The organism is Microbulbifer thermotolerans, assembly GCF_001617625.1.
GTDB classification, from domain to species: Bacteria; Pseudomonadota; Gammaproteobacteria; order Pseudomonadales; family Cellvibrionaceae; genus Microbulbifer; species Microbulbifer thermotolerans.
Genome location: NZ_CP014864.1, coordinates 3,773,119 through 3,794,461, shown reverse-complemented (window position 1 = coordinate 3,794,461; position 21,343 = coordinate 3,773,119). Strand labels below are relative to the sequence as shown.

General features: G+C 59.9%; 21 protein-coding genes and 1 riboswitch. Of the genes, 11 read left to right on the top strand and 10 right to left on the bottom strand.

Annotated features, from left to right (window positions below; genetic code table 11):
- Positions 1–106: 106 nt before the first annotated feature.
- The 9 genes from A3224_RS15725 to rpmE form a co-directional block, all read right to left on the bottom strand.
- Positions 107–574: an Rsd/AlgQ family anti-sigma factor gene (locus A3224_RS15725; RefSeq protein ID WP_067156822.1), complete on the bottom strand. Its 468-nt coding sequence runs from the start codon at positions 572–574 to the stop codon at positions 107–109.
- A gap of 405 nt (positions 575–979) precedes the next feature.
- Complete coding sequence (locus A3224_RS15720) at positions 980–1,666, bottom strand: LrgB family protein (RefSeq protein ID WP_067156820.1); 687 nt, start codon at positions 1,664–1,666, stop codon at positions 980–982.
- The gene (locus tag A3224_RS15715; RefSeq protein WP_197463010.1) at positions 1,659–2,057 is read right to left on the bottom strand and encodes a CidA/LrgA family protein; all 399 of its coding nucleotides are present in this window, start codon (positions 2,055–2,057) and stop codon (positions 1,659–1,661) included. Before A3224_RS15715 ends, A3224_RS15720 begins: the two co-directional genes overlap by 8 nt.
- A 45-nt stretch (positions 2,058–2,102) precedes the next feature.
- Positions 2,103–2,594 (bottom strand): disulfide bond formation protein B, encoded by a 492-nt coding sequence (locus A3224_RS15710; protein ID WP_067156815.1) that lies wholly within the window; start codon positions 2,592–2,594, stop codon positions 2,103–2,105.
- Positions 2,595–2,614: 20 nt separating this feature from the next.
- Complete coding sequence (locus tag A3224_RS15705; protein ID WP_067156813.1) at positions 2,615–3,211, bottom strand: acyl carrier protein phosphodiesterase; 597 nt, start codon at positions 3,209–3,211, stop codon at positions 2,615–2,617.
- Positions 3,212–3,250: 39 nt separating this feature from the next.
- Entirely contained in the window at positions 3,251–4,834 is a 1,584-nt protein-coding gene (gene gshA, locus A3224_RS15700) for a glutamate--cysteine ligase (RefSeq protein WP_067156809.1), read from the bottom strand.
- A gap of 104 nt (positions 4,835–4,938) precedes the next feature.
- Positions 4,939–5,385: a hypothetical protein gene (locus tag A3224_RS15695; RefSeq protein ID WP_067156807.1), complete on the bottom strand. Its 447-nt coding sequence runs from the start codon at positions 5,383–5,385 to the stop codon at positions 4,939–4,941.
- Between the two features lie 155 nt (positions 5,386–5,540).
- Positions 5,541–6,797 carry a malic enzyme-like NAD(P)-binding protein gene (locus tag A3224_RS15690; protein WP_067156801.1) on the bottom strand — a complete coding sequence of 419 codons (1,257 nt, stop codon included), beginning with the start codon at positions 6,795–6,797 and terminating at the stop codon, positions 5,541–5,543.
- A gap of 390 nt (positions 6,798–7,187) precedes the next feature.
- Complete coding sequence (gene rpmE / locus A3224_RS15685) at positions 7,188–7,403, bottom strand: 50S ribosomal protein L31 (RefSeq protein WP_067156799.1); 216 nt, start codon at positions 7,401–7,403, stop codon at positions 7,188–7,190.
- A 161-nt stretch (positions 7,404–7,564) separates the two neighbouring features.
- On the opposite strand from rpmE, the gene A3224_RS15680 reads away from it, so the two are divergent.
- The 11 genes from A3224_RS15680 to A3224_RS15630 all read left to right on the top strand — a co-directional run bounded on the left by A3224_RS15680 (position 7,565) and on the right by A3224_RS15630 (position 20,819).
- Positions 7,565–9,871: a primosomal protein N' gene (locus A3224_RS15680; protein ID WP_231902413.1), complete on the top strand. Its 2,307-nt coding sequence runs from the start codon at positions 7,565–7,567 to the stop codon at positions 9,869–9,871.
- Between the two features lie 194 nt (positions 9,872–10,065).
- Entirely contained in the window at positions 10,066–10,632 is a 567-nt protein-coding gene (locus A3224_RS15675; protein ID WP_067156797.1) for an SPOR domain-containing protein, read from the top strand.
- A gap of 182 nt (positions 10,633–10,814) precedes the next feature.
- Entirely contained in the window at positions 10,815–11,354 is a 540-nt protein-coding gene (gene hslV, locus A3224_RS15670; protein WP_067156795.1) for an ATP-dependent protease subunit HslV, read from the top strand.
- A 46-nt stretch (positions 11,355–11,400) separates the two neighbouring features.
- Positions 11,401–12,723: an ATP-dependent protease ATPase subunit HslU gene (gene hslU / locus A3224_RS15665; protein WP_067156793.1), complete on the top strand. Its 1,323-nt coding sequence runs from the start codon at positions 11,401–11,403 to the stop codon at positions 12,721–12,723.
- A gap of 72 nt (positions 12,724–12,795) precedes the next feature.
- Entirely contained in the window at positions 12,796–13,173 is a 378-nt protein-coding gene (locus A3224_RS15660; protein WP_067156792.1) for a gamma-butyrobetaine hydroxylase-like domain-containing protein, read from the top strand.
- Between the two features lie 175 nt (positions 13,174–13,348).
- Entirely contained in the window at positions 13,349–14,902 is a 1,554-nt protein-coding gene (locus tag A3224_RS15655; RefSeq protein ID WP_067156791.1) for an alkaline phosphatase, read from the top strand.
- A 17-nt stretch (positions 14,903–14,919) separates the two neighbouring features.
- Positions 14,920–16,536, top strand: coding sequence for an alkaline phosphatase (locus A3224_RS15650; protein WP_067156790.1), 1,617 nt, complete (start codon positions 14,920–14,922; stop codon positions 16,534–16,536).
- Between the two features lie 121 nt (positions 16,537–16,657).
- Positions 16,658–16,758: riboswitch (TPP riboswitch) on the top strand.
- Between the two features lie 57 nt (positions 16,759–16,815).
- Positions 16,816–18,948 (top strand): TonB-dependent receptor, encoded by a 2,133-nt coding sequence (locus tag A3224_RS15645; RefSeq protein ID WP_067156788.1) that lies wholly within the window; start codon positions 16,816–16,818, stop codon positions 18,946–18,948.
- Between the two features lie 48 nt (positions 18,949–18,996).
- Positions 18,997–19,260 carry a hypothetical protein gene (locus A3224_RS15640; protein WP_067156786.1) on the top strand — a complete coding sequence of 88 codons (264 nt, stop codon included), beginning with the start codon at positions 18,997–18,999 and terminating at the stop codon, positions 19,258–19,260.
- Complete coding sequence (gene pnuC, locus A3224_RS15635; RefSeq protein ID WP_067156783.1) at positions 19,253–19,948, top strand: nicotinamide riboside transporter PnuC; 696 nt, start codon at positions 19,253–19,255, stop codon at positions 19,946–19,948. The genes A3224_RS15640 and pnuC overlap by 8 nt, the downstream gene beginning before the upstream one ends.
- A 100-nt stretch (positions 19,949–20,048) precedes the next feature.
- The gene (locus A3224_RS15630) at positions 20,049–20,819 is read left to right on the top strand and encodes a choline kinase family protein (RefSeq protein ID WP_175487762.1); all 771 of its coding nucleotides are present in this window, start codon (positions 20,049–20,051) and stop codon (positions 20,817–20,819) included.
- Positions 20,820–20,876: 57 nt separating this feature from the next.
- Here the strand turns inward: A3224_RS15630 and A3224_RS15625 are convergent, their stop codons facing one another.
- The gene (locus tag A3224_RS15625) at positions 20,877–21,332 is read right to left on the bottom strand and encodes a winged helix-turn-helix transcriptional regulator (RefSeq protein ID WP_067158159.1); all 456 of its coding nucleotides are present in this window, start codon (positions 21,330–21,332) and stop codon (positions 20,877–20,879) included.
- Positions 21,333–21,343: the final 11 nt, after the last annotated feature.

Genomic DNA, 21,343 nt, shown 5'->3' with positions numbered 1-21,343 from the left:
TAGCGCAAGGCTGTAAAAGAAAGGGCGATCCACGGATCGCCCTTTCTGATTGTGTCTGTGCTGGAATTAAACCAGATGGCTTGGCTGGTTTTGTGTTTTATCCCTCTCAGGCCAGCTGGTTTTTGTGCGCTGTATGCAACAGTGCAATCATCTGGTCTTCGGAGCTGAAGCGGAGCTCCAATGCCTCACCGAGTTGTGACAAGTCTTCCACCAGGCTGGATAAATCGTCAGTCTCTTGATACTTATCATTGAAATCCACGGCGATGTCAGTGGTCTGGTCAATTTCCTTGTAGAGCTGCCGCGCCTGCTCCAATCCCTGTTTGTCTCCAAACGCCTGCCCCTCCCGGATCAGCTGTTCGTAGACTTCGAAATGACCCGCGGATACGTAGTCCACCAACAGCTGGCAGAGATGGCGCACACTGTCCTCTACTTCCCTGTCGCCCTCGGTAAAATCCTTTTTCTCCGACAGCCCGCAAAAGCGCACCAGCAATGACTGACGTGACTGCAACCAGCGATCAATAATCTCGCTCACACCGCCCCAACGCTCCCGCGCTGATTTGCAATTTTCCAACATCTCCAAGCTTCCTGTTGTTACTGTTACTGCGTTAATGAAAGCCGGGGAACTGATTAGTTCACTTAAACCCCGTGATGGGTTTCCGGCACTCAGGCAATGGGATGGACACTGAGAAGGCGCGTGGGTACTTCCCTTTATCCGGCGCTTCGAGATGTGCATTCCATCACCCGGGTTTCCCATCCTGGGGCGGGGCAATTAGACCCCGGGAGCGAGTGAATCAACGGTCCTCAGGCTTTCTGTGCTCACAGGCAATTTACGCCTCTTTGGCAAGATAGGAGATTCACCCGCCTGCGGCAAGATTGGAGGCGCAATGCGCGCCAAATCGGCAGTGAGAGAAATGGCTAAAGGATTGAAATGCGCATGCAGGATGCCTTTGAAAATCGATGTCGCTGCGCGTAAGGGCAGTCAGGAAGACAGCAGCAGTGGCAGTACCATGGCGGTCAGAGCCCCGCAGAGGCCCATGGCAAGGGCGGCAAAGGCTCCACAGAGTGCGCTGATTTCCAGCGCGCGGGCGGTGCCGACCGCGTGGGCGTTGATACCCAGAGCGATACCAATGACGCGATGATCGCGAATATTGAGTCGGTTTAGCAGAGGCGGTCCGGCCACTGCGCCCACCACCCCCGTAAACACCGCGATGCCTGCGGCGAGGCTCTGGGCGGTGTGGATTTTTTCCGCCAGGGCCATGGCGATCGGTGTGGTGATGGACTTACCGGTGAGCGCCATGAGTACTGTCTGTGTGGCACCGAGTATCAGGGCGATTCCCATGGCGATTATCGGAGCCAGCAGCGCGCCCACCGCAATGGTGACCACCAGAGGCCAGCCGGCCTGCCGGACAACGGTCAGATTTTGTTTTACCGGCACCGCCAGTGCCACTACCGCAGGCCCCAGCAATGCGTATAGAACACCGCTCGCTTCACGGTATGCATCATAGGGAATATCCAGGCTCCACAAGACTGCGGCCACCATTAGTCCGGCGCCGACAATCGGGTGCAATAGCGCTGTATTGGTGCGGCGGTATAGAGCGAGGCCGAGCAGGAAGGCGCAGAGGTTTAAGGGCATTGCGAAGAGCGGGCTGAGTAGAAAGTCAGTCATCGGCGGAATCCCCGTCACCTTTGCCGAGCAGCTTTTGCATGAGCAGCGCGCAGAGCACCAGACTGATCAGGGTGCCGATAACAAGGGCCGCGAGCAGTGCCAGCCAGTCGTTAACCGACAACCCCTCCAGGTAAAAGACCCCCACGGCGGCGGGCAGGAACAGCAGTGCCAGCAGGCGCAGCAACTGCCCGCTGACCACTGCCAGCCCCCGCGGTACTCGACCGTAGAGCATCAGTCCGAGCAGCAACAGCAGCATACCCACCACGGAGCCGGGCACCGGCAGGGTGAGCGCCTGGCTGATCTGGCGGCCGGCGAAATCGCAGATCAGCAGAACTGCTGCGCCACCGAGCCATTGCATCAGGGATTGGAGCGGACCGCGAAAAGAATCCATTTGACAAAGCGTCTATAGATCCGGACACCGGGTGCCCGGAACACCTTAGTGCTTGCGAAACGCTTGCCAGCCGCCAAAGAGGATCAGCCCGGCGAAGCCGACCGCCGCCCAGCCTGGGATGCTGAGCCCCATTAGAGTCCACTGGACTTCCGCGCAGTTGCCGTCGCCAGTGAGCAGTGTTCTGATCACATCGGATACGGGAAAGGCATCCAGCATGTAGCTGATACCGGGACCACAGGCCGGCACCTGGTCTTCCGGCAGATTTTGCAGCCAAATCTGGCGCCCGGAAAAATACAGGCCACCCATCGCCCACAGGGATACCAGCAGGCCGTAGAAGCGGCGGCCGATGGTGGCGGGGTTGTGCAGACAGGCAATCAGAGACACCAACCCGACTCCCAGCAGCATTACCCGCTGAGTGATACACAGGGGGCAGGGTTCCAGTCCGCGCACGTATTCCAGGTAGAAGGCCGCGGACAATAGGAAGACGACGGCGAGAAACATCAGAAAAAAGGTGATACGTGGGTTGGGTAGGCTCATGGTTTATCGGATCCTGCTACTTATTTATTCGCTGGATAGCACTGTCGAAACCGGGCGGCTTCGCGAGTTAAATCGGCAAACAGTTTGTCAAAGTTTTTCTGCAGCGCATCCCGTGTCGCTTTTTGTTCGGGCAGTGCCTGCTGCAGCGGCATTGGTCGGCGCAGCCGCCGCCCGACATGTTCGAGCGTGTGCGCAATAGCGCCCCCGTCGCGATAGCTCTGGAACAGGTTGACCTCTTCCGCGCGGCGGATAAATGTGCGGGCGCGGGGCGGAATATACCGGTTGCGCAGGTGAAAGTCCCGCCAGCATTGATTACAAAAGTCTTCCAGCGGCTGCGGGTGCCAGCGTTGCCACTGGCTGCTGAGCAGGTGATCGAACCAGATATCCAAAACGATACCCGCGTAGCGGCGCCAGCGGCTGTCGAAGTGGCTGCGGGCGTCCCGGTAGGCGGGGTGGTCGTCAGTGATGGCGTCGATGCGGCGGTGCAAGCGGATACCGGCTTCCACCGCCGTGGGCAATCCACCCTCGAGCGGGCCTTTGACGAAGTCCCCCAGCAGCCCGCCGAGGCGCCAGTCCGGATCGGGGCCGGACAGCAATAGGTGGGCTAGATAGTTCACGACACCCCCGGGTCTTATACCGGCATCCAAACAGCGGTATTACTGTTGGCAGAAAACGTACTGCGCATAGTAGTGGCCGAGAAAATCTTCGAAGGTTCCCTGGTCAGCGGCTTCAATTTGCTTCTGTTTTTGCAATGACGCTTCGGCCAGCTCGGCAAAGTGGCGCTCGGTGTCCGCGTCCAGAGGGCGTTCGACAAAATAGCGGCGGTGTTGTTCCGCTTTTTCTGAGGCCCACTGGAAGAAGCTTTGTCCGCGGCTGCGCATTTCCGCCAGCATGTGGGCTGCCGGGGTCGGTGCGGCGCCGCTGACCTTGGCCCGCTGGGATTCCAGGGCGCGCTGGTAGCTGTCGCCCTGCCAGGCGTTGTCGAGCAGTGTGGCGATGGGGGCGATTTCATCCAGCAGGCACGCGGCCCAGTCTGTCAGTTTGCGTTCGCCGCCGTTGTGGATCAAATGTAACTCCGGGTCGCGGCCGCGATAGACGATGCGCACCTGGTTCTCCTGGGTGGCGCGATAGTCGGCCTCGTCAGTCTTGGGACTCTCAGTGAGTAGGCAGTGCAGGAGGAAGCTGTCGAGGAAACGCATCTGCGGCGCATCTATACCCAGTGGCGCAAAGGGATTGAGATCGAGGCAGCGCACCTCGATGTACTCCACACCGCGGTTATCCAGTGCCGACAGTGCCGTCTCGCCCATTCTGGCCGGATTCTTCGGGCGGATTGGGGAGTAAAACTCATTTTCAATTTGCAGCAGTCCGGTGGACAGCTGCTGATAGTTGCCTTCGGCGTCCTTGACTCCCAGAGCGTGGTAGGGACCGTAGGGCTGGCTGATGGCGGCGCAGAGGGTGGAAAGATAGCTGGGCAGATCGTTGTAGCAGACGATCAGCGATTGCTGCGCCTCGCTGTTGTAGCCCAGGTCGCCCATACGCAGGGAAGTGGCGTGGGGGGCGAATAGAGTGTGGCCGCTTGCGTCGAATACTTCCAGGTTGTGACTGCGGTCCTCGACGAAAGATGCGCACACTGCGGGAGCGGCGCCAAACAGGTAGATCAGCAGCCAGTAGTGGCGGCGGAAGTTGCGGATCAGGTCGAAGTAGCGGCGGGTCTTGAAGTCGCCCAGTTCCTCGCTGCTGCCTTCGTGTTCGTGCAGCCATTGCCAGAGTGTATCGGGCAGGGAAAAGTTGTAGTGAATACCGGCGATGGTCTGCATGGCGCGCCCGTAACGCAATCCCAGGCCCAGGCGGTAGACGGTCTTCATGGTACCGCTGTGGGAGCGCCCGTAGCGGGCCACCGGGATCTCCTCGCTGGCGCCGATGCGGCAGGGCATGGAATTGACCCAGAGGCGCTCGTCGCCGATCTGGCTGTAGGTATAGCGGTGGATTTGGTCGAGAATCTGCAGCGCTTCCTCCGGCGTGGCCACCGGGGGTGTAATAAATTCCAGCAGTGCCTCGGAAAAATCCGTGGTGATGCAGTCGTGGGTCAGGGCCGATCCGAGCGCCGCGCCGTGGGGGGTGCGCGCCAGGTCGCCGTCCGGGGAGACCCTCAGACTTTCCTTTTCAATACCGCGGCGAATGCCCTTGAGCAATTGCAGCGTCTGCGGGTGTGCCAGTGCGGCCAGATGGGAAACGGGCACTCAAAACTCCTCGTGTTGGCGGTTGCGCGCCCTTCCAGGGGAATTGGCACGGATATCTGTGGATGCCGATATGGGGGCGGCGCGCGCCCGATCAACGGGTGGTGTCAGCCTGCGGTCTCAGCCGCTTGGTTCCGCATTTCGTCCGGCTGCCCGGGTTGAATTTCCGGCGCTTCTTGCGGCGCAACTTCCGGGGGTTCCTGCGGTTCGGCTTCCGGAGCTGGCTCCGGGTTTACCTCGGGGTGGCTTCCGGGTGGTACCTCTTCTGGTCCCCCGGGTGTTACTTCGGGATCCCCCTGCTCCGCATCCGCTAGCACCGGCGGTTCACCCAGGGCCTCCTCAGGTATCTGCGGATGCCCCTTGGCATTGAGCGCACACTCCAGCAGTTCGATGCGCAGGCTCACATCGCGTGTGTTGGCTTCGAACATCTGGTTAATGGCGACATCCTTGTGTTCGCTGCGAAACAGTCGGGCGACATCCCGACCGTCGATCCATTCATTGCTCTTGCTCAGAAATTGTTTGTGCTGATTGGTCAGCACGTAGACGTGACTCATGCGGCAGGAAACTTTAATCGCTGGTAACAAGGGGGGAGTGTAGCGACGGGAGCTGGGTGGCTCAAGGCTGAGATCGGTCGGACCGGGGGCGGGCATCAGAGCCTGCCCGCTTTGTTGCGGTCCGCATAGTGGGGGCGGCAGTCACCGCCCCAACCTCAAAGCGGTTGCAGAGGATAGTGCTGCGGATAGGGGAGCCGCGCAGCGCCGCTGTCCACCGCCGCGCGGGCCACGGCGGCGGCGACGATCGGCAATAGGCGTGGGTCCGTTGGTTTCGGCAGAATATAGTCGGGGCCGAAACTGAGCTCCACTCCCCCGTAAGCTGCACGCACCGAATCCGGTACCGGCTCGCGGGCGATGCTGCGAATGGCGTCTATGGCCGCCAGCTTCATCTCCTCGTTGATCCGCACGGCGCGCACATCCAGGGCGCCGCGGAAGATGAACGGAAAGCAGAGTACGTTGTTGACCTGGTTCGGATAGTCGGAGCGGCCGGTAGCCATAATCAGATCATCGCGCACGCTGTGGGCCAGCTCTGGTTTGATTTCCGGGGTGGGGTTGGAGCAGGCGAAAACCACGGGCTTGGGCGCCATACGCCCGAGCTGTTCGGCGGACAGCAGGTTGGGGCCGGACACACCGAGGAAGACATCGGCGCCCTCTATGGCGTCGTCCAGGGTGCGCATTTCCGTGTCCCGCGCCCATTCGCCTTTGTAGGCATTGATATCGGTGCGCCCGGCGTGAATAACGCCGCGGCTGTCGAGCATGGTGATTTGTTCCTTGCGCGCCCCGGCGGCCAGCAGCAGCTTACAGCAAGCAGTGGCGGCCGCACCGGCGCCGAGACAGACAATGCGCACGTCTTCTATCTGTTTGCCCTGGATTTCCAGTGCGTTGAGCATGCCGGCCACGGTAACTATGGCGGTGCCGTGCTGGTCGTCGTGGAAGACGGGTACGGGGCAACGCTCGATCAGCGTCTCCTCGATATGGAAGCACTCGGGCGCCTTGATGTCCTCCAGGTTGATGCCACCGAATGTGTCGGCAATGGAAGCCACCGTCTGGATAAACTGCTCCGGGCTGTTGGCGTCCACCTCGATATCCACCGAATTGATGTTGGCAAAGCGTTTGAATAACAGGGATTTGCCTTCCATCACCGGTTTGGATGCCAGCGGGCCAAGGTTGCCGAGGCCGAGAATGGCGCTGCCGTCGGAGATTACGGCGACCAGATTGCCCTTGCCGGTGTAGAGATAGGCCGCCTCCGGGTCCTTGGCGATCTCGTGCACCGGCTCGGCGACGCCGGGGCTGTACGCCAGGGACAGGTCCTCTTGGGTTTGGGCGGGAGTGGTCACTTCTACCGAAAGCTTGCCGGGCGTCGGTAGTGCGTGGTAGTCGAGCGCTGCCTGGCGGCGCGTGGAATCCGTCATCTTTCAAATCGTCTCATACTGCGGGGACACCTCTGCGGGCATCTCCCTGGTTACTGCGGGGCGGAGAGAATAACTGAGCGCGCCTTGTCGCCACAAGTTGAAAAAAGTATCTAGACCGCCAATTCTTACTAAATTGCATAAAGAATTTCGCAAATGAAGAAATGAATAGCGATCTATTTTGCATAGTTTAGGGATAAATATTTCGAGTGTGGCGCCATGGCGAGGCGCTGTCTTCAATTCGATGACTTTGTCTATGCAGTCGGTCAGCCCAGCGGAAATTGCCCGCTGACCATGTGGTGACGGGGTGGAGTGGCATCCGGGCACAAAAAAAGCACCGAGGGCAAACCCAGGGTGCTTTTTGGGGTCGCCGCGCCAGATGGCGCGCGGGACTTACTTGCTGGAAATGCGGCTGCCGAAACGCTTTTTGAAGCGATCCACGCGTCCGCCGGTAGTAGCCTGCTTCTGCTTGCCAGTGTAGAAGGGGTGGCAGCGGGAGCAGACATCGATCTGGATGTCTTTGCCCAGGGTAGAGCGAGTTTTGATCACATTGCCGCAGGAACAGGTCGCGGTAATTTCGCTGTAATTCGGATGGATATCTGCTTTCATGATGGCCTCTTTTCGAATCCGCCACCCGATCTGTTGCCGGGCACGGAGTCGTCGTTGGTACAGGAGCCGGGGCTCCGGGCTGTTTAAAAAGTCGGCGCATACTATCAGATTAGCGCCGCGGTTCAAGCACAATCTGGGGATTTTGCCCCTGGAATCCGGGTGTGCTGTCTCTCGGCATCCGCTGGGGAAGAGAAGCCGGAACAGAGCGCAATTGCTATCATGCCGCTTTTGGGCTTGCAGTGCGGGAGGGGCAGTTGGCGGACCAGGGCGCAAAAGCGGTGATTCTGCGAATGGCGGTGCCGGTGCCGCTGCGGCGTCTGTTCGACTACCTGCCGCCAGAGGGGTTGGCCCCGTCCGACCTGATACCCGGTCAGCGCCTGTGGGTGCCCTTCGCAAACCGCAAACTGGTGGCGGTGCTGGTGGATATCGTGAGCGATTCCCCGCTGGAGCAATTAAAGCCGGCGGTGGAACTGATCGACCGGCAGCCACTGTTCGATGGCCCCAGCCGCGATTTTCTGCACTGGGCCGCCGACTACTATCAGGCGCCGGTGGGGGAAATCTACGCCGCCGCCCTGCCCGTGGCCTTGCGCAAGGGCAAGCCTGCGGATCACTGGGCCGAACAGTGGCTGCAACTGACGGTTGAAGGCAAGGGGCTGCCGGAATCGGCCCTGGCCAGGGCACCCAGGCAGCAGGCCCTGCTGCAACTGTTACTGCGGCGCGGCGCCCAGAGCCGCACCCAGCTGAAGGCCCAGGGCCACACTACCGCTACAATACGGGCCCTGGAAGAGCGTGGCCTGGCGGAGTGCTCGATCGGGCCCACGGTCCCTCCGCCCATTCCCAGTGCCGAGAGCAGCCCTGCGCCGGAGTTGAATCCGGAGCAGCAACAGGTACTGGAGGCCATTCCCACAGATCGCTTTACCGTCTCTCTGCTGGAGGGCACCACCGGCAGCGGCAAGACCGAGGTCTACCTGCGCCTGATGGAGCGGGTGCTTGCGGAGGGCCGACAGGCCCTGCTGTTGGTGCCGGAGATTGGTCTGACACCACAGACGCTGCGCCGCATCGCCGCGCGCTTTCCGGATCGCAGTATCGCGGCGCTCCATTCGGGACTGGCGGAGGGTGAGCGCGCTCAGGCCTGGCTGTCCGCGGCTGCCGGTCAGGCGGACATTGTTATCGGCACCCGTTCAGCGGTGCTGACCCCCCTGCCCCGTCTTGGTGCCGTGATCGTCGATGAGGAACACGACGGCTCCTTTAAACAGCAAGATGGGGTGCGCTATTCCGCCCGCGACCTGGCCGTCGTGCTGGGGCGCAATGCCGGCGCGCCGGTACTACTGGGCTCGGCGACGCCCTCCCTGGAGAGCCTGCACAATGCACTGACCGGGCGTTACCAACACTTGCGCCTGCGCAATCGCGCGGGCAATGCGCGCCCGCCCCAGATCCATATAGTGCCGACCTTAGGCCAGCCTCTGGAAGAAGGATTTACCCCTCAAGTATTGCGTCATATTGGCGATACTCTGTCTCGGGGCGAGCAGGTGTTGGTGTTTATCAACCGCCGCGGTTTTGCACCGGCGCTGGCCTGTGACGACTGCGGCTGGCTGGCCGACTGTCCGCACTGTTCCAGCAAGCTGACGATGCACCGGCGCATTCGCCAGCTGCGCTGCCACCACTGCGACTACCGCAGGGCGCTGGTGGACAGCTGCCCTCAGTGCCACAGCCGTTCGCTCAGCGCTCTGGGTGGCGGTACCGAACGCAGCGAGGAACTGCTCGGACAGCGTTTTGCGGATTACCCGGTGATCCGCGTCGACCGCGATACCACTGCCAGCAAGCAGGCACTGGACCGGCTGTTGGCGCCGGCGCGGGAGGGCGAGCCCTGTCTGTTACTCGGAACTCAGATGCTCGCCAAGGGCCACCATTTGCCGAGGGTCACCCTGGTGGTTATCCAGGATGCCGACGGCGGCCTCTTCAGTGCCGATTTCCGTGCCCCTGAGCGCACGGGGCAACTGCTGGAACAGGTGGCCGGCCGCGCCGGCCGCGGTGATTTGCCGGGGCGGGTGTTGGTGCAGAGCCGCTATCCCCAGCACCCCCTGTTGCAGCTGCTGCTGGAGAAGGGGTATGGCGCCTTTGCCCGCCAGTTACTGCGCGACCGGGCGGTGGCACAGTTGCCCCCACACAGGGCAATGGCGTTGGTGCGCGCCGAGTGCGAGGAACCCAGATGGGCGGAGGAGTTCCTCGAAGCGGCGCGGGCGCAAATGCAGGCGCTGGCACCGCCGTCGCCGCAGTTGTCTTACCTGGGGCCGGTGCCCGCACTGCTGGAACGAAAGTCCGGCCGCTTCCGCTTCTACGTGCAGGTGACGGCCGAGCGGCGCGGCCAGCTGCAACCGCTGCTCGCGCGCCTGTGCCAGTGGGCGGAAGGCTACAAGAACCGCCGCCTGCGCTGGGCGGTCGACATGGATGCACAGGAGCTGTCCTGAGTGCGCAGCCCAAAGCTGGGCCGCTCTTGGGAATACGTCACTGGCGATGAGATTCCCGGAAGATGGTATACGCGTATCACTGCCGCCGGGGACAGAGACAGCGCCCATGGGAATTAATCAGAGGTTCCCCTTCGAATGGCGTTACAATTTCCGCCGAATGAACGTATGTGTAAAACAGTACGGAAGAGACCTTCATGAGCCGTCGCAACACCCGCCGCCGCAGCACTTCTTCAGGCAAACCCGCCTGGGTGTGGTTTGTTCTGGGCAATTTTGTCGGCGGCTTCGTGGTCTTCATGATTTTCCTGCACGGCCTCAAGCAGGACGAGAAACCGGCCGCGGCTGCGCGCCAATCACCGGCTGAGCAGCAGAAAGAAAAGTCGGAGCAGCCGCGCTTTGACTTCTACAAGATGCTTAAGGAAAACGAGGTGGCTGTGCCGCCGCCGAAAACGGCGCAGCCGGTGCGGCGCAAATCGGAAGAGAGCGAAAGTGAAACCCGCTGGAAAATCGTCGAGGAAGAACCCAAGCTCGTCTACATACTGCAGGCCGCGTCTTTCCGCGACGCGAAAGAGGCGGATCGGCTGCGCGCCCAGCTGATGCTCGCCAACCTGAATGTGAAGGTGGAGACGGCCCGCGACAACCGCGGCACCTGGCACCGGGTACTGGTAGGGCCCTACAAAAGCCGCTCGCAGGTGGCCAAGGCCCGCGAGGTGCTCGCCGATCACAAGCTGATGCCCCTGGTGCTCAAGCGCCCGGCGCGATAGACGGCTTCTGGCTAGTTCACCCTCAGGCTGACGAGAACGCCGCCCTTGCGCCAGCGATAAAGCGCATGGCGGCGGCATCTGTTGAAATTCCTCATCACTGACCTCATGTATCGGGCTTCAAGCAAATTCTTTGCGGGGGCGGTCCGAAGCGCTCCCGCAAATGCCAGCCATGAGGTGTTCAATTGGAACAGTATCGCGGAACCACCATCCTCTCCTGCCGCCGCAATGGCAAAGTTGTCATCGGCGGTGACGGACAGGTCTCCCTGGGCAACACCATAATGAAGGGCAACGCCCGCAAGGTGCGCCGTTTGTACAAAGACAAGGTACTTGCCGGTTTTGCCGGTGGCACCGCCGACGCTTTCACCCTGTTTGAGCGCTTCGAGGCAAAGCTGGAGGCCCATGGCGGCAAGTTGACTCGCGCCGCTGTGGAGCTGGCCAAGGACTGGCGCACCGACCGCGCCCTGCGCCGCCTTGAGGCGCTACTGGCGGTAGCGGACGCCACCGCCAGCCTGATCGTTACCGGCAACGGCGACGTAATACAGCCGGAGGACGATCTGATCGCCATCGGATCCGGTGGCCCCTACGCCCAGGCCGCCGCTCGCGCGTTGCTGGACAACACCGAGATGGATGCGCGCGCTATTGTCGAGCAGGGCCTGAAGATTGCCGGCGATATCTGTGTCTATACCAACCAGAATCACACCATTGAAGAATTGAGTTACTGACAAGCGCAACTGCTTGATAGCCATTGCACTTGAGCCGAGAGTTTCTATGTCCCAATCCCAGATGACCCCCCGCGAAATCGTCCGCGAACTCGACCGCCATATCATCGGCCAACAGGACGCCAAGCGAGCCGTGGCCATTGCGCTGCGCAACCGCTGGCGGCGCATGCAGGTGAGTGAGGAATTGCGCGGGGAAATCACCCCGAAGAATATTCTGATGATCGGCCCTACCGGTGTGGGTAAAACCGAGATAGCCCGCCGTTTGGCCAGTCTCGCCGGTGCGCCCTTTATCAAAGTGGAAGCGACCAAATTTACCGAGGTGGGCTATGTGGGCCGCGACGTGGAGTCCATCGTGCGTGACCTGGTGGAGACCGCGGTAAAGCTGGAACGCGAGCGCGCGATGAACGGCGTCCGCCAGAGCGCCATGGACGCCGCCGAGGAGCGTATCCTCGACGCCCTGCTGCCGCCCCCCCGCTCCACTGAGCCCGGAGACAACGAATCCAACACACGACAGCTGTTCCGCAAAAAACTGCGCGAGGGACAGCTGGACGACAAAGAGATAGAAATTGAAATGGCCGCTACTCCCGTGGGGGTGGAAATCATGGCCCCTCCGGGCATGGAGGAAATGACCAGCCAGCTGCAGGGTATTTTCTCCAATATGGCCCAGAGCCGTACGCGCAAGCGCAAAATCAAGGTGAAGCAGGCGCTGAAACAGCTGACCAACGAAGAGGCGGCCAAGCTGATCAACGACGACGAGGTCAAAGCCCGCGCCATCCAGTCCGCAGAGGAAAACGGCATTGTCTTTATCGACGAAGTGGACAAGATCGCCAAGCGCCAGGAAGGTGGCGGCGCCGATGTCTCTCGCGAGGGCGTGCAGCGCGACCTGCTGCCGTTGATCGAAGGCTGCACCGTTACCACCAAATACGGCATGATCAAAACGGATCACATTTTGTTTATCGCCTCCGGTGCCTTCCATCTGTCCAAACCGTCAGATCTGATCCCGGAATTACAGGGCCGCCTGCCGATTCGGGTGGAGTTGAGCTCGCTGACTTCCGGCGACTTCCAGCGCATTCTCACCGAGCCCAAGGCGTCGCTGACCGAGCAGCACAAGGCACTGATGGCCACTGAAGGGATGCAGTTGGAATTTTCCGACGACGGCATCCGGCGCATTGCCGAAGTTGCCTACGAAGTGAACGAACGCACAGAAAACATCGGTGCGCGCCGCCTGCACACGGTGCTGGAGCGGCTGCTGGAGGAGATTTCCTTCGACGCCGGAGAAGGCGAAAAGTCCATCACCATAGACGCCGCCTATGTGGACAGCCACTTGGGCGAACTGAGCCAGAACGAAGACCTTTCGCGTTTTATTCTTTAAGCGCATCCTCCGTGGCAAACAGGCCCCCAGGTGTGTCCCGGGGGCCGCTCACCGATACGACAGGAGCCCCCCGTGGCCGCGCCGAAAAAAATTCACCTGAACCGCGCCGAAAAAGAACTGCACATCGTTTTCGATGACGCCGAATACACACTGTCGGCAGAGTATTTGCGCGTCTTTTCTCCCAGTGCCGAGGTGCGCGGCCACGGCGCGAGTGAGCCGGTGCTGGTTAGCGGAAAGCTCAATGTCGGTATCGAAAGCGTTGAAACCGCCGGGCGCTACGCGCTGAAAATTGTCTTTGACGACGGCCACGACAGCGGTATCTATACCTGGGATTACTTGCGCGAACTGGGCGCGCAGTACGAAAACAATTGGAACGCCTACCTCAACCGCCTGCAGGCAGCGGGCAAGGGCCGCGACCCGGATGAGAGTGCGATCAAAATTATCGGCTGAGGGGCGCCGTGTAACCCGAGGCAAAACGCCGACGGGTTCGCGTTCAAACTGCAAAGGTGCGCTGAATTTCAGGGCTAACCCCAACACTCGCGCAAAGTAGCCAGAGCGAGCTTAATTTTCCCGTCATATTTCCGGACTCTAATGCACGCACTACCCACGAGTACCGGAGATTTCCATGGCAAAGCGATTTACTCGCGCGTTGACTGCGTGCTGTCTCATTCCGCTGGCGCCCTCGGCGCTGGCCGCCGATCTACCGGAATACCAGAGCGACAGCGCCTGGTTCACCGACGGCGCCGAGCGCATAGAAGCCAGAGTGGCGGAATCCACTGAGGGCACGGCAAAAAATGTCATCCTATTCGTCGGTGATGGCATGGGCGTTTCCACCTTGACCGCGGCGCGTATTCTGGAAGGTCAGCTACGCGGTGAAAGCGGTGAGGAAAATGCGCTCTCTTTCGAGGGGTTTCCTCACACCGCGCTGATCAAAACCTACAACACCAACCAGCAGACTCCCGATTCCGCGGGCACCATGACCGCAATGATGAGCGGCGTGAAAACCAAAGCGGGCATGATCAATATCGACGACGGCGCCCTGCGCGGCGATTGTGCCGGCAGCCGCGGGCGCGAGCTGAACACCTTTCTCGAGTTGATGGAGAGCCGCGGCAGATCTACCGGCATTGTTTCCACCGCACGGATTACGCACGCCACGCCGGCGGCCACCTACGCACGCAGCCCCGAGCGGGACTGGGAAAATGACGCGGACCTCACCGACGAGGCGCGGGAAAACGGCTGCGTGGATATCGCCGCGCAACTGGTGGAATTTGACATTGGCGATGGCATCGACGTGATTCTCGGCGGCGGACGCCGCAACTTCACTACCGCGGACGACGGCGGCAAGCGCGCTGACGGCCGCGACCTCATCGCCGAATGGCTGGCGCGCTACGATGGCGAACAGCAGGCGGCTTACGTGCAAAGTGGCACCGAACTGGCGGCACTGGAAATGTCGTCCACTGAAAAACTGCTGGGCCTCTTCACTAGCAGCCATATGAGTTATGATGCCGACCGCGTGGCAAAAGGCGCCGACGAGCCGAGCATCGCCGAGATGACCTCCGCCGCCATCGACCTGCTGTCGAAGAACGAGGAGGGCTACTTCCTGATGGTGGAATCCGGCCGTATCGACCACGGCCACCACGCCGGCAGCGCCTACAGCGCACTGCACGACACCATCGCCTTTTCCGACGCGGTCAAAGCGGCGCTGGAGAAGGTGGATCTGGACGAGACGCTGATACTGGTGACCGCTGACCACAGTCACGTACTGACCATTGCTGGCTACCCGGCACGCGGCAACCCGATTCTGGGGAAAGTCGTCACTACCGACAGCAGCGGTGCGGTCAAGACGGAGCCTGAACCCGCCGCGGACGGCCTGCCTTACACCACTCTGTCCTACGCCAATGGCTTGGGTTTTGCCGACCTCGGTGATGAAACCGACGCGGATGCACGCTACGCCCTGGCGCAGGATAGCGGCCGCAAGGATCTGAGTGCCGTGGACACAGAGGCGCCCGGTTTTCACCAAGAGGCGCTGGTGCCGCTGGGCTCCGAGAGTCACGCCGGTGAAGATGTCAGTCTGCACGCCGCTGGTGCCGGCAGCCAGCTGGTACAGGGCTCACTGGAACAGAATGCGGTTTTTCACTTGATGGTCGGCGCCACCGGGTTGTCGGTCACCGCGGAATAATTTGGGGGTAATTAAGCATGAACAAATACAGCAAACTGGCGCTGGGCCTCTCCATCGCACTGTTGGCTGCCGGTTGCAGCGACGACAGCGGCTCGGACAACGTGGCAGTATTGCCGCAGCCCGAGCAGCCGCAAGAGCAGCAACCCCTGGCGCTGCCGCAGTCCCAGCTGGAGAGCAGCTGGTTCAAGGTTGGCCAGCAGGCGGTCGCACGCGCCCAGGCGCAGACCATCAATAACACCCCTGGCGCGGCCAAAAACATTATTTTGTTTATCGGCGATGGCATGGGGATCTCCACCGTCACCGCCGCGCGGATTCTCGCCGGCCAGCAACAGGGACTCGACGGCGAAGAGTACCAGTTGAGCTTCGAAAAAATGCCCTTCGCCGGGCTGGTGAAAACCTACAACACCAACCAGCAGACCCCCGACTCTGCCGGTACTGCCACCGCCATTATGACCGGTGTAAAAACCAAGGCCGGCGTGATCAATGTGGATGAGACCGTGCCTCGTGGCGATTGCGCCGCGAGCAAGCAGCGCCCTCTGACCACGGTATTGGAACTGGCCGAGGGCCAGGGCAAGAGCACCGGTATCATCAGTACTGCCCGCGTCACCCACGCCACCCCGGCGGCTACTTACGCCAAGGTCCCGGACCGGGATTGGGAATACAAGGTGACCGATGGAGACTGTACAGATATTGCCGCGCAACTGGTTGCCCTCAATGCCGGCGACGGGATCGACGTAATCATGGGCGGTGGCCGCCGCAACTTTTTGCCCAGCAGCGAAACTGACGCGGAAGGCGCCGCAGGCAAGCGCGAAGACGGCCGCAACCTAGTGGACGAGTGGCTGGACCGCTACAACGACGGCGTCACCAATGCCGTTTATATCGAGGATCAAACGGGCTTCAACGCGCTGGATGTTGCCGGTACCGACAAACTACTGGGGCTCTTCAATCCGTCGCATATGCACTATGAGGCCGATCGCGGCAACGATACCGCCGGCGAGCCGTCTCTGAGCGAGATGACTGCGAAAGGCCTGGAGCTGTTGAGCAAAAACGACAAGGGCTATTTCCTGATGGTGGAGGGCGGCCGTATCGACCACGGTCACCATGCGGGCAGCGCCTATAACGCCTTGACTGACGCGGTGGAACTTGCCGAGGCGGTACAGGTGGCGATGGACAAAACCAGCGCGGAGGATACGCTGATTATCGTCACTGCCGACCACAGCCATGTGATGACCATCGCCGGTTATCCTACCCGCGGCAATCCCATACTTGGCAAAGTGATTACCAATGACGGCAGCGGCCAGCCGGAGGAGACCCCAGCGCTCGCTGCCGACGGCCTGCCCTACACTACGCTTGGCTACACCACAGGTCGTGGTCATGCAGACTACGGCGAGACTGCGGATGCGGACGAGCGCTACGGGCACGAGATCGACACTGGCCGCAAAGACCTGACTAACGTGGATACCACCGCACCCGGCTATCACCAGGAAGCGTTGATTCCCACCAGCGCGGAAACCCATGGCGGCGAAGACGTAGGCGTCTGGGCGCGCGGCCCGGGTGCGCATTGGGTCACCGGCACCAACGAGCAGAGCTACCTCTTCCACGTCATGGCCCGCGCCGGCGGCCTGCTCGACTAATTCCTCCCCCAGGAGCGGCCCTGCGCCGCTCCTGCCCCCTCCGGCCAGGGTGAAAAAGTGTGTCTTACACGCCCTAAGGCACCGATTACCGGCCAGGACAACTTCTGCTATTATCCCGCCCGCAAAACCTAAGGGGTGGCGCTAGCGCCTGAGATGCTCACCGAGCAAACCCTTGAACCTGATCCGGTTAGTACCGGCGTAGGAATAGGTAACCTTCCAAAACCCTCCCCACGTCGATTTCCGGGTCTCTTTCACTTTGGCATTTAGCGAGAGAGAACCATGAACCACTTTAAAAAAATAAGTGCGGTCGCCCTTACCGGCTGCTTGTCGGCGGTGCAGGTGGGTGCGGCTGAAACCGGCGATCCCGCGCTGGAAGAAGTCATCGTCACCAGCCAGCTGCGTGCGGTCAATCAATTGGAAATGCCCGGCAGTGTCAGTGTGCTGAACAATACCGCCATTGCGGCCCGCAGCGCCGCCAATCTGGAGCAGCTGCTGGGCATGGCCCCCAACGTCAATCTCGCCTCTGGCGCTTCGCGGGGCCGTTTTGTGCAGATTCGCGGTATCGGTGAGCGCAGCCAGTTTATCGATCCGGTGAATCCATCGGTCGGTCTGCTTATCGACGGCATCGACTTCTCCGGTTTGGGACTAGCCGCCAGCACCCTGGATATGGAACAGGTGGAAATTCTGCGCGGTCCCCAGGGAACCCTATACGGCGCCAATGCCCTGGCCGGGCTGATCAGCATGACCAGCGCCGCTCCCAGCAGTGACCCTGTGGCGCGGGTGTCCGCTGAGCTGGCGGAATACAATAGCCGCATGCTGTCGGCGGTGAGCAGCAATGCGTTGACCGATAAACTTTCCTACCGTCTCGCCGCCCGCAAGCAGCAGTCCGATGGCTACATGGACAACGCGTACCTGGACCGCAGCGATACCAACGGCATCGACGAAACCGTGATGCGCGGAAAACTGCGTTACCAGGTCAGCGACGATCTGCAACTGGACTTCACCACCTTTTATCTGGATGCGGATAACGGCTACGACGCCTTCTCCCTGTACAACACCCGCGAGACCTTGTCGGACCAGCCCGGTTGGGATCGGCAGGAGACGCTGGCGTTTTCCCTCAAGGGCCGCTGGTCCGGCAGTGATTATTTCACCCTCGAGAGCACACTCAGTGCCGCCAGTTCTGACACCGAATATGGCTACGATGAAGACTGGACCTATGTGGGATTTCACCCCGATGAATACAGCTCCACCGACAATTACCTGCGCGACAGGGACAACCTGAGCGCCGATGTGCGCCTGCTGTCGACGGATGCCTCCGCTTTGCTAAACGGCCGCATCCACTGGGTGGCAGGTATTTATTTCCGTGATGAAAGCGAAAGCCTGGAGCGCAATCAGACTTTCAGCAGCGCATTTGACACGCAAAATACGGCAATTTACGGTCAGTTGCGCACCGCGCTCAGTGAGAAATTCGACTTGGTCACAGGCCTGAGATTTGAACAACGCGATGCGGATTACAGCGATTCTCTCGCTGTGGATTCCAGCAAAAACGAAGATCTCTGGGGTGGTAACCTCTCTCTGGAATATCACCACAGCGACAATACGCTGATCTATGCCACCGTATCCCGCGGCTATAAAGCCGGTGGTATCAACGCCAGTCTGATCGCCGCTGCCGCCGACAACCCGAATATCGACAGCGCGCAGTTTGAATTCGACACCGAGCACATGCTCAATTACGAATTGGGCATCAAGGGCGCCTGGCTGGAGAACCGTTTGCAGGCGCAGCTGGCCGCTTTTTTCCAAGATCGCAGCGATGTGCAGGCCAAGCAGTCGGTATTCAATCCGAGCGATTTTTCCTTCGATGAGTTTCTTACCAATGCCGCCGCTGGCGAGACCACTGGTGTGGAAATCGAAGTGAACTATCTCGCCAGCGATACCCTGCGCCTGTTTGCCGCCGCCGGCTGGCTCAATGCGGAATTCGCCGATTTCATAACGTCTTCTCACGTCGATGCCCGCGATGACTACAGTGGCATTGCGCTGGATCCGGTGGACATGGACGGGCGCGACCTGGCCCACGCGCCCAACTATCAATTCTTCACCGGTGCGGAAATTGCGCTGCTGCCACAACTGATTCTGCGGCTTGAAATAGAGGGAAAGGACGACTTCTATTTTTCCAACAGCCACGACGCAAAATCGACAGCTTACGAGCTATTCAACACCCGCCTTACCTATCTGGGTGAAAATTGGGAATTAGCACTCTGGGGCAGAAACCTGACCGACGAGGATTACACCACTCGCGGCTTCTATTTCAGCAACCAGTTTGGCAACAATCCGGCCAACGGTTATGCTCCGGAGGCCTACTACCAGTATGGTGAGCCGCGCGTTATGGGCATCACAGGAACATACACATTTTAAATTGCGAGGCGGCGCATTGCCGCCTTTGATTGTCGAGGTTATAGAATCGTGCAGCTCTCCGTAGAAATCAGCATGTATCCACTGAAGGACGAGTATATTCCCAGTATCCAGGACTTTATCGATCGCCTGAACAGCTACCCGGAACTGCGGGTTATTACCAACACAATGAGCACCCAGGTGTTCGGCGATTACGATCTATTGATGGATATATTGAAGCGGGAAATGCGCAGCGCCTACGAAAAACACGGTCGCGCTATTTTTGTGTGTAAATTTATCGATGGTGATTTAGCCCCGGATACACGCGATGTTTGAGGGCATTTTTTCCAGTGAGGTCGGCAGTGCCATGACTGCCGCTCTCAAAGCCATGTCCGCCTGGGAAATCGCCGCCGTTATATTGGCGCTGGCCTATCTGTTGCTGGCAATGAAGGAAAAGATCAGCTGCTGGTATGCCGCATTTGCCAGTACCACCATTTATCTATTTCTCTTCTGGGACGTCAGCTTAATGATGGAATCTGCCCTGCAGATTTTCTACTTGCTGATGGCCGTTTACGGCTGGTGGCAGTGGCGCCACCACCGCGACCAACAACGGAATTTGAAAATCCACTGCTGGCCCTTCGCTACCCATTTGGCCGTGCTTGCGGGTGTTGGCCTGCTGACACTGGTTTTCGGCTATCTGCTGGACACCAACACCAATGCCGCCCTGCCCTACCTGGACTCCTTCACCACCTGGGGAGCTGTGATCACCACTTATATGGTCACGCGCAAAGTGCTGGAAAACTGGCTTTACTGGATAGTGGTGGACGGCGTCTCTATCTATCTGTATATCGACCGAGGGCTTTACCTGACCGCGTTACTGTTTGCACTTTATGTCATTATCGTGATTGTGGGTTTCTTTCAGTGGCTGGCTATTTACAAGCGTGAATCGCGGGGCGCCGATGTACCTACAGAAATTTCCGCCAATGGTCAGCCGGCGATAGCGGCGGCAAAACAGCCGGGCTAATTGGGGTACGATGAGCGGTAATTCCGCAAAAGTTATTCCTCGCGACTGGCAGCGGTGGAGTTCGATTGAACCGTCAGTGCTCTGGCCCCTGGGGGGCGGATTGACCAACCAGAGTTATCTGATTGCCGCAGGCGGTGAAAAATGGGTGCTGCGCAAGAACTCCACAATCAGCGATGCACTGGATTTAAACCGCAGCGGGGAAGCGGCGGCACTGCGTCACGCCGACAAGGCGGGTCTGTGTGCGCCAATCATTTACTGTGATCCCGGCTATCAATATCTGGTTACCCGCTATATCAAAGGCAGGCCGTGGCGTGTGACCGGTGCCGATGACCTCAAGCGGCTGGTGGAAATGCTGCACCGCATTCACGCTCTGCCTCCTATCAATGTCTACCTGGATATCCGGCAAAAAATTTCGCGCTACTGGTGCTCGATTGATAAGCGCGCGGATTTTTTCTCGGAACTGCAAGACCTAAATCACACCATCGACTCACGTATAGCTGCGGTACAAACGCCGAATAGCGCTACTTGTCTGTGTCACAACGATCTGCTGTCTGCGAACCTGATCGCTGCCGATAGCGGAAGGTTGTATGTCATCGACTGGGAGTATGCCGCCATGGGCGACCCCTTCTATGAACTTGCGGTGATTGTAGAGGAGTACAGGCTGGATAAAGCGCAGCAAGAATTGTTGATTGCGGAATATTTGAGCCGGCCATTAAAAACGGCTGATTGGCAGAGGCTGGCGCACTGGCGGGCAATTTACCGCTATTTATCCCTGCTTTGGTATGCCGTTCAGTGGTCAACCGGGGCTATGAGAGAAGCCCACACCAGAGAGCAAATTTTTCGAAGTATCCGTGAACTGCGGAACCTTTGAGCGCTCTACAGTCCCGAGAAACTTCTGCTGAACTCACCCATGCTCTTCCAGAGTCGGTCAGCCGTGGCCCTCGGTATGCTCGGGCACGAATACATCCCGGAGATCCAACGGATTGCCATCGGCGTCCAGGACCTGGACACTGCGGATGGGGCGGGACGTTGCCTTGTCCCGCAGGTCCAGCGGCCCCTGCTCCGGTGCCGGGTTCCACTTATCGCCCCACTGACGCAGGGCCACCACCACAGGGAACAGATCCCGGCCCTTATCGGTAAGCCGGTACTCATAACGGCAACCGTGTTCTCCAACATCCACCTTGTGCAGTACACCGTTTTCCACCAGGCGGGTGAGGCGATCGCACAGGATGTTCTTTGCGATTCCCAGTTGTTGCTGAAAATCCACGAAGCGGCGGGTGCCATACATGGCATGTAACACGATCAGCAGAGACCACCAGTCGCCGACTTCATTGAGAGCGCGGGCGACGGAGCAGTTGGAGTTATCAAAGCGTTTTCTGGCCATGGGTGGATTGT

Excerpts from the sequence above, each read along its gene's own strand:
- A3224_RS15725 (WP_067156822.1), bottom strand. The coding sequence starts at position 574 with ATGTTGGAAAATTGCAAATCAGCGCGGGAGCGTTGGGGCGGTGTGAGC.
- A3224_RS15720 (WP_067156820.1), bottom strand. The coding sequence starts at position 1,666 with ATGACTGACTTTCTACTCAGCCCGCTCTTCGCAATGCCCTTAAACCTC.
- A3224_RS15715 (WP_197463010.1), bottom strand. The coding sequence starts at position 2,057 with ATGGATTCTTTTCGCGGTCCGCTCCAATCCCTGATGCAATGGCTCGGT.
- A3224_RS15710 (WP_067156815.1), bottom strand. The coding sequence starts at position 2,594 with ATGAGCCTACCCAACCCACGTATCACCTTTTTTCTGATGTTTCTCGCC.
- A3224_RS15695 (WP_067156807.1), bottom strand. The coding sequence starts at position 5,385 with ATGAGTCACGTCTACGTGCTGACCAATCAGCACAAACAATTTCTGAGC.
- A3224_RS15690 (WP_067156801.1), bottom strand. The coding sequence starts at position 6,797 with ATGACGGATTCCACGCGCCGCCAGGCAGCGCTCGACTACCACGCACTA.
- rpmE (WP_067156799.1), bottom strand. The coding sequence starts at position 7,403 with ATGAAAGCAGATATCCATCCGAATTACAGCGAAATTACCGCGACCTGT.
- A3224_RS15675 (WP_067156797.1), top strand. The coding sequence starts at position 10,066 with ATGAGCCGTCGCAACACCCGCCGCCGCAGCACTTCTTCAGGCAAACCC.
- hslU (WP_067156793.1), top strand. The coding sequence starts at position 11,401 with ATGTCCCAATCCCAGATGACCCCCCGCGAAATCGTCCGCGAACTCGAC.
- A3224_RS15655 (WP_067156791.1), top strand. The coding sequence starts at position 13,349 with ATGGCAAAGCGATTTACTCGCGCGTTGACTGCGTGCTGTCTCATTCCG.
- A3224_RS15650 (WP_067156790.1), top strand. The coding sequence starts at position 14,920 with ATGAACAAATACAGCAAACTGGCGCTGGGCCTCTCCATCGCACTGTTG.
- A3224_RS15645 (WP_067156788.1), top strand. The coding sequence starts at position 16,816 with ATGAACCACTTTAAAAAAATAAGTGCGGTCGCCCTTACCGGCTGCTTG.
- pnuC (WP_067156783.1), top strand. The coding sequence starts at position 19,253 with ATGTTTGAGGGCATTTTTTCCAGTGAGGTCGGCAGTGCCATGACTGCC.
- A3224_RS15625 (WP_067158159.1), bottom strand. The coding sequence starts at position 21,332 with ATGGCCAGAAAACGCTTTGATAACTCCAACTGCTCCGTCGCCCGCGCT.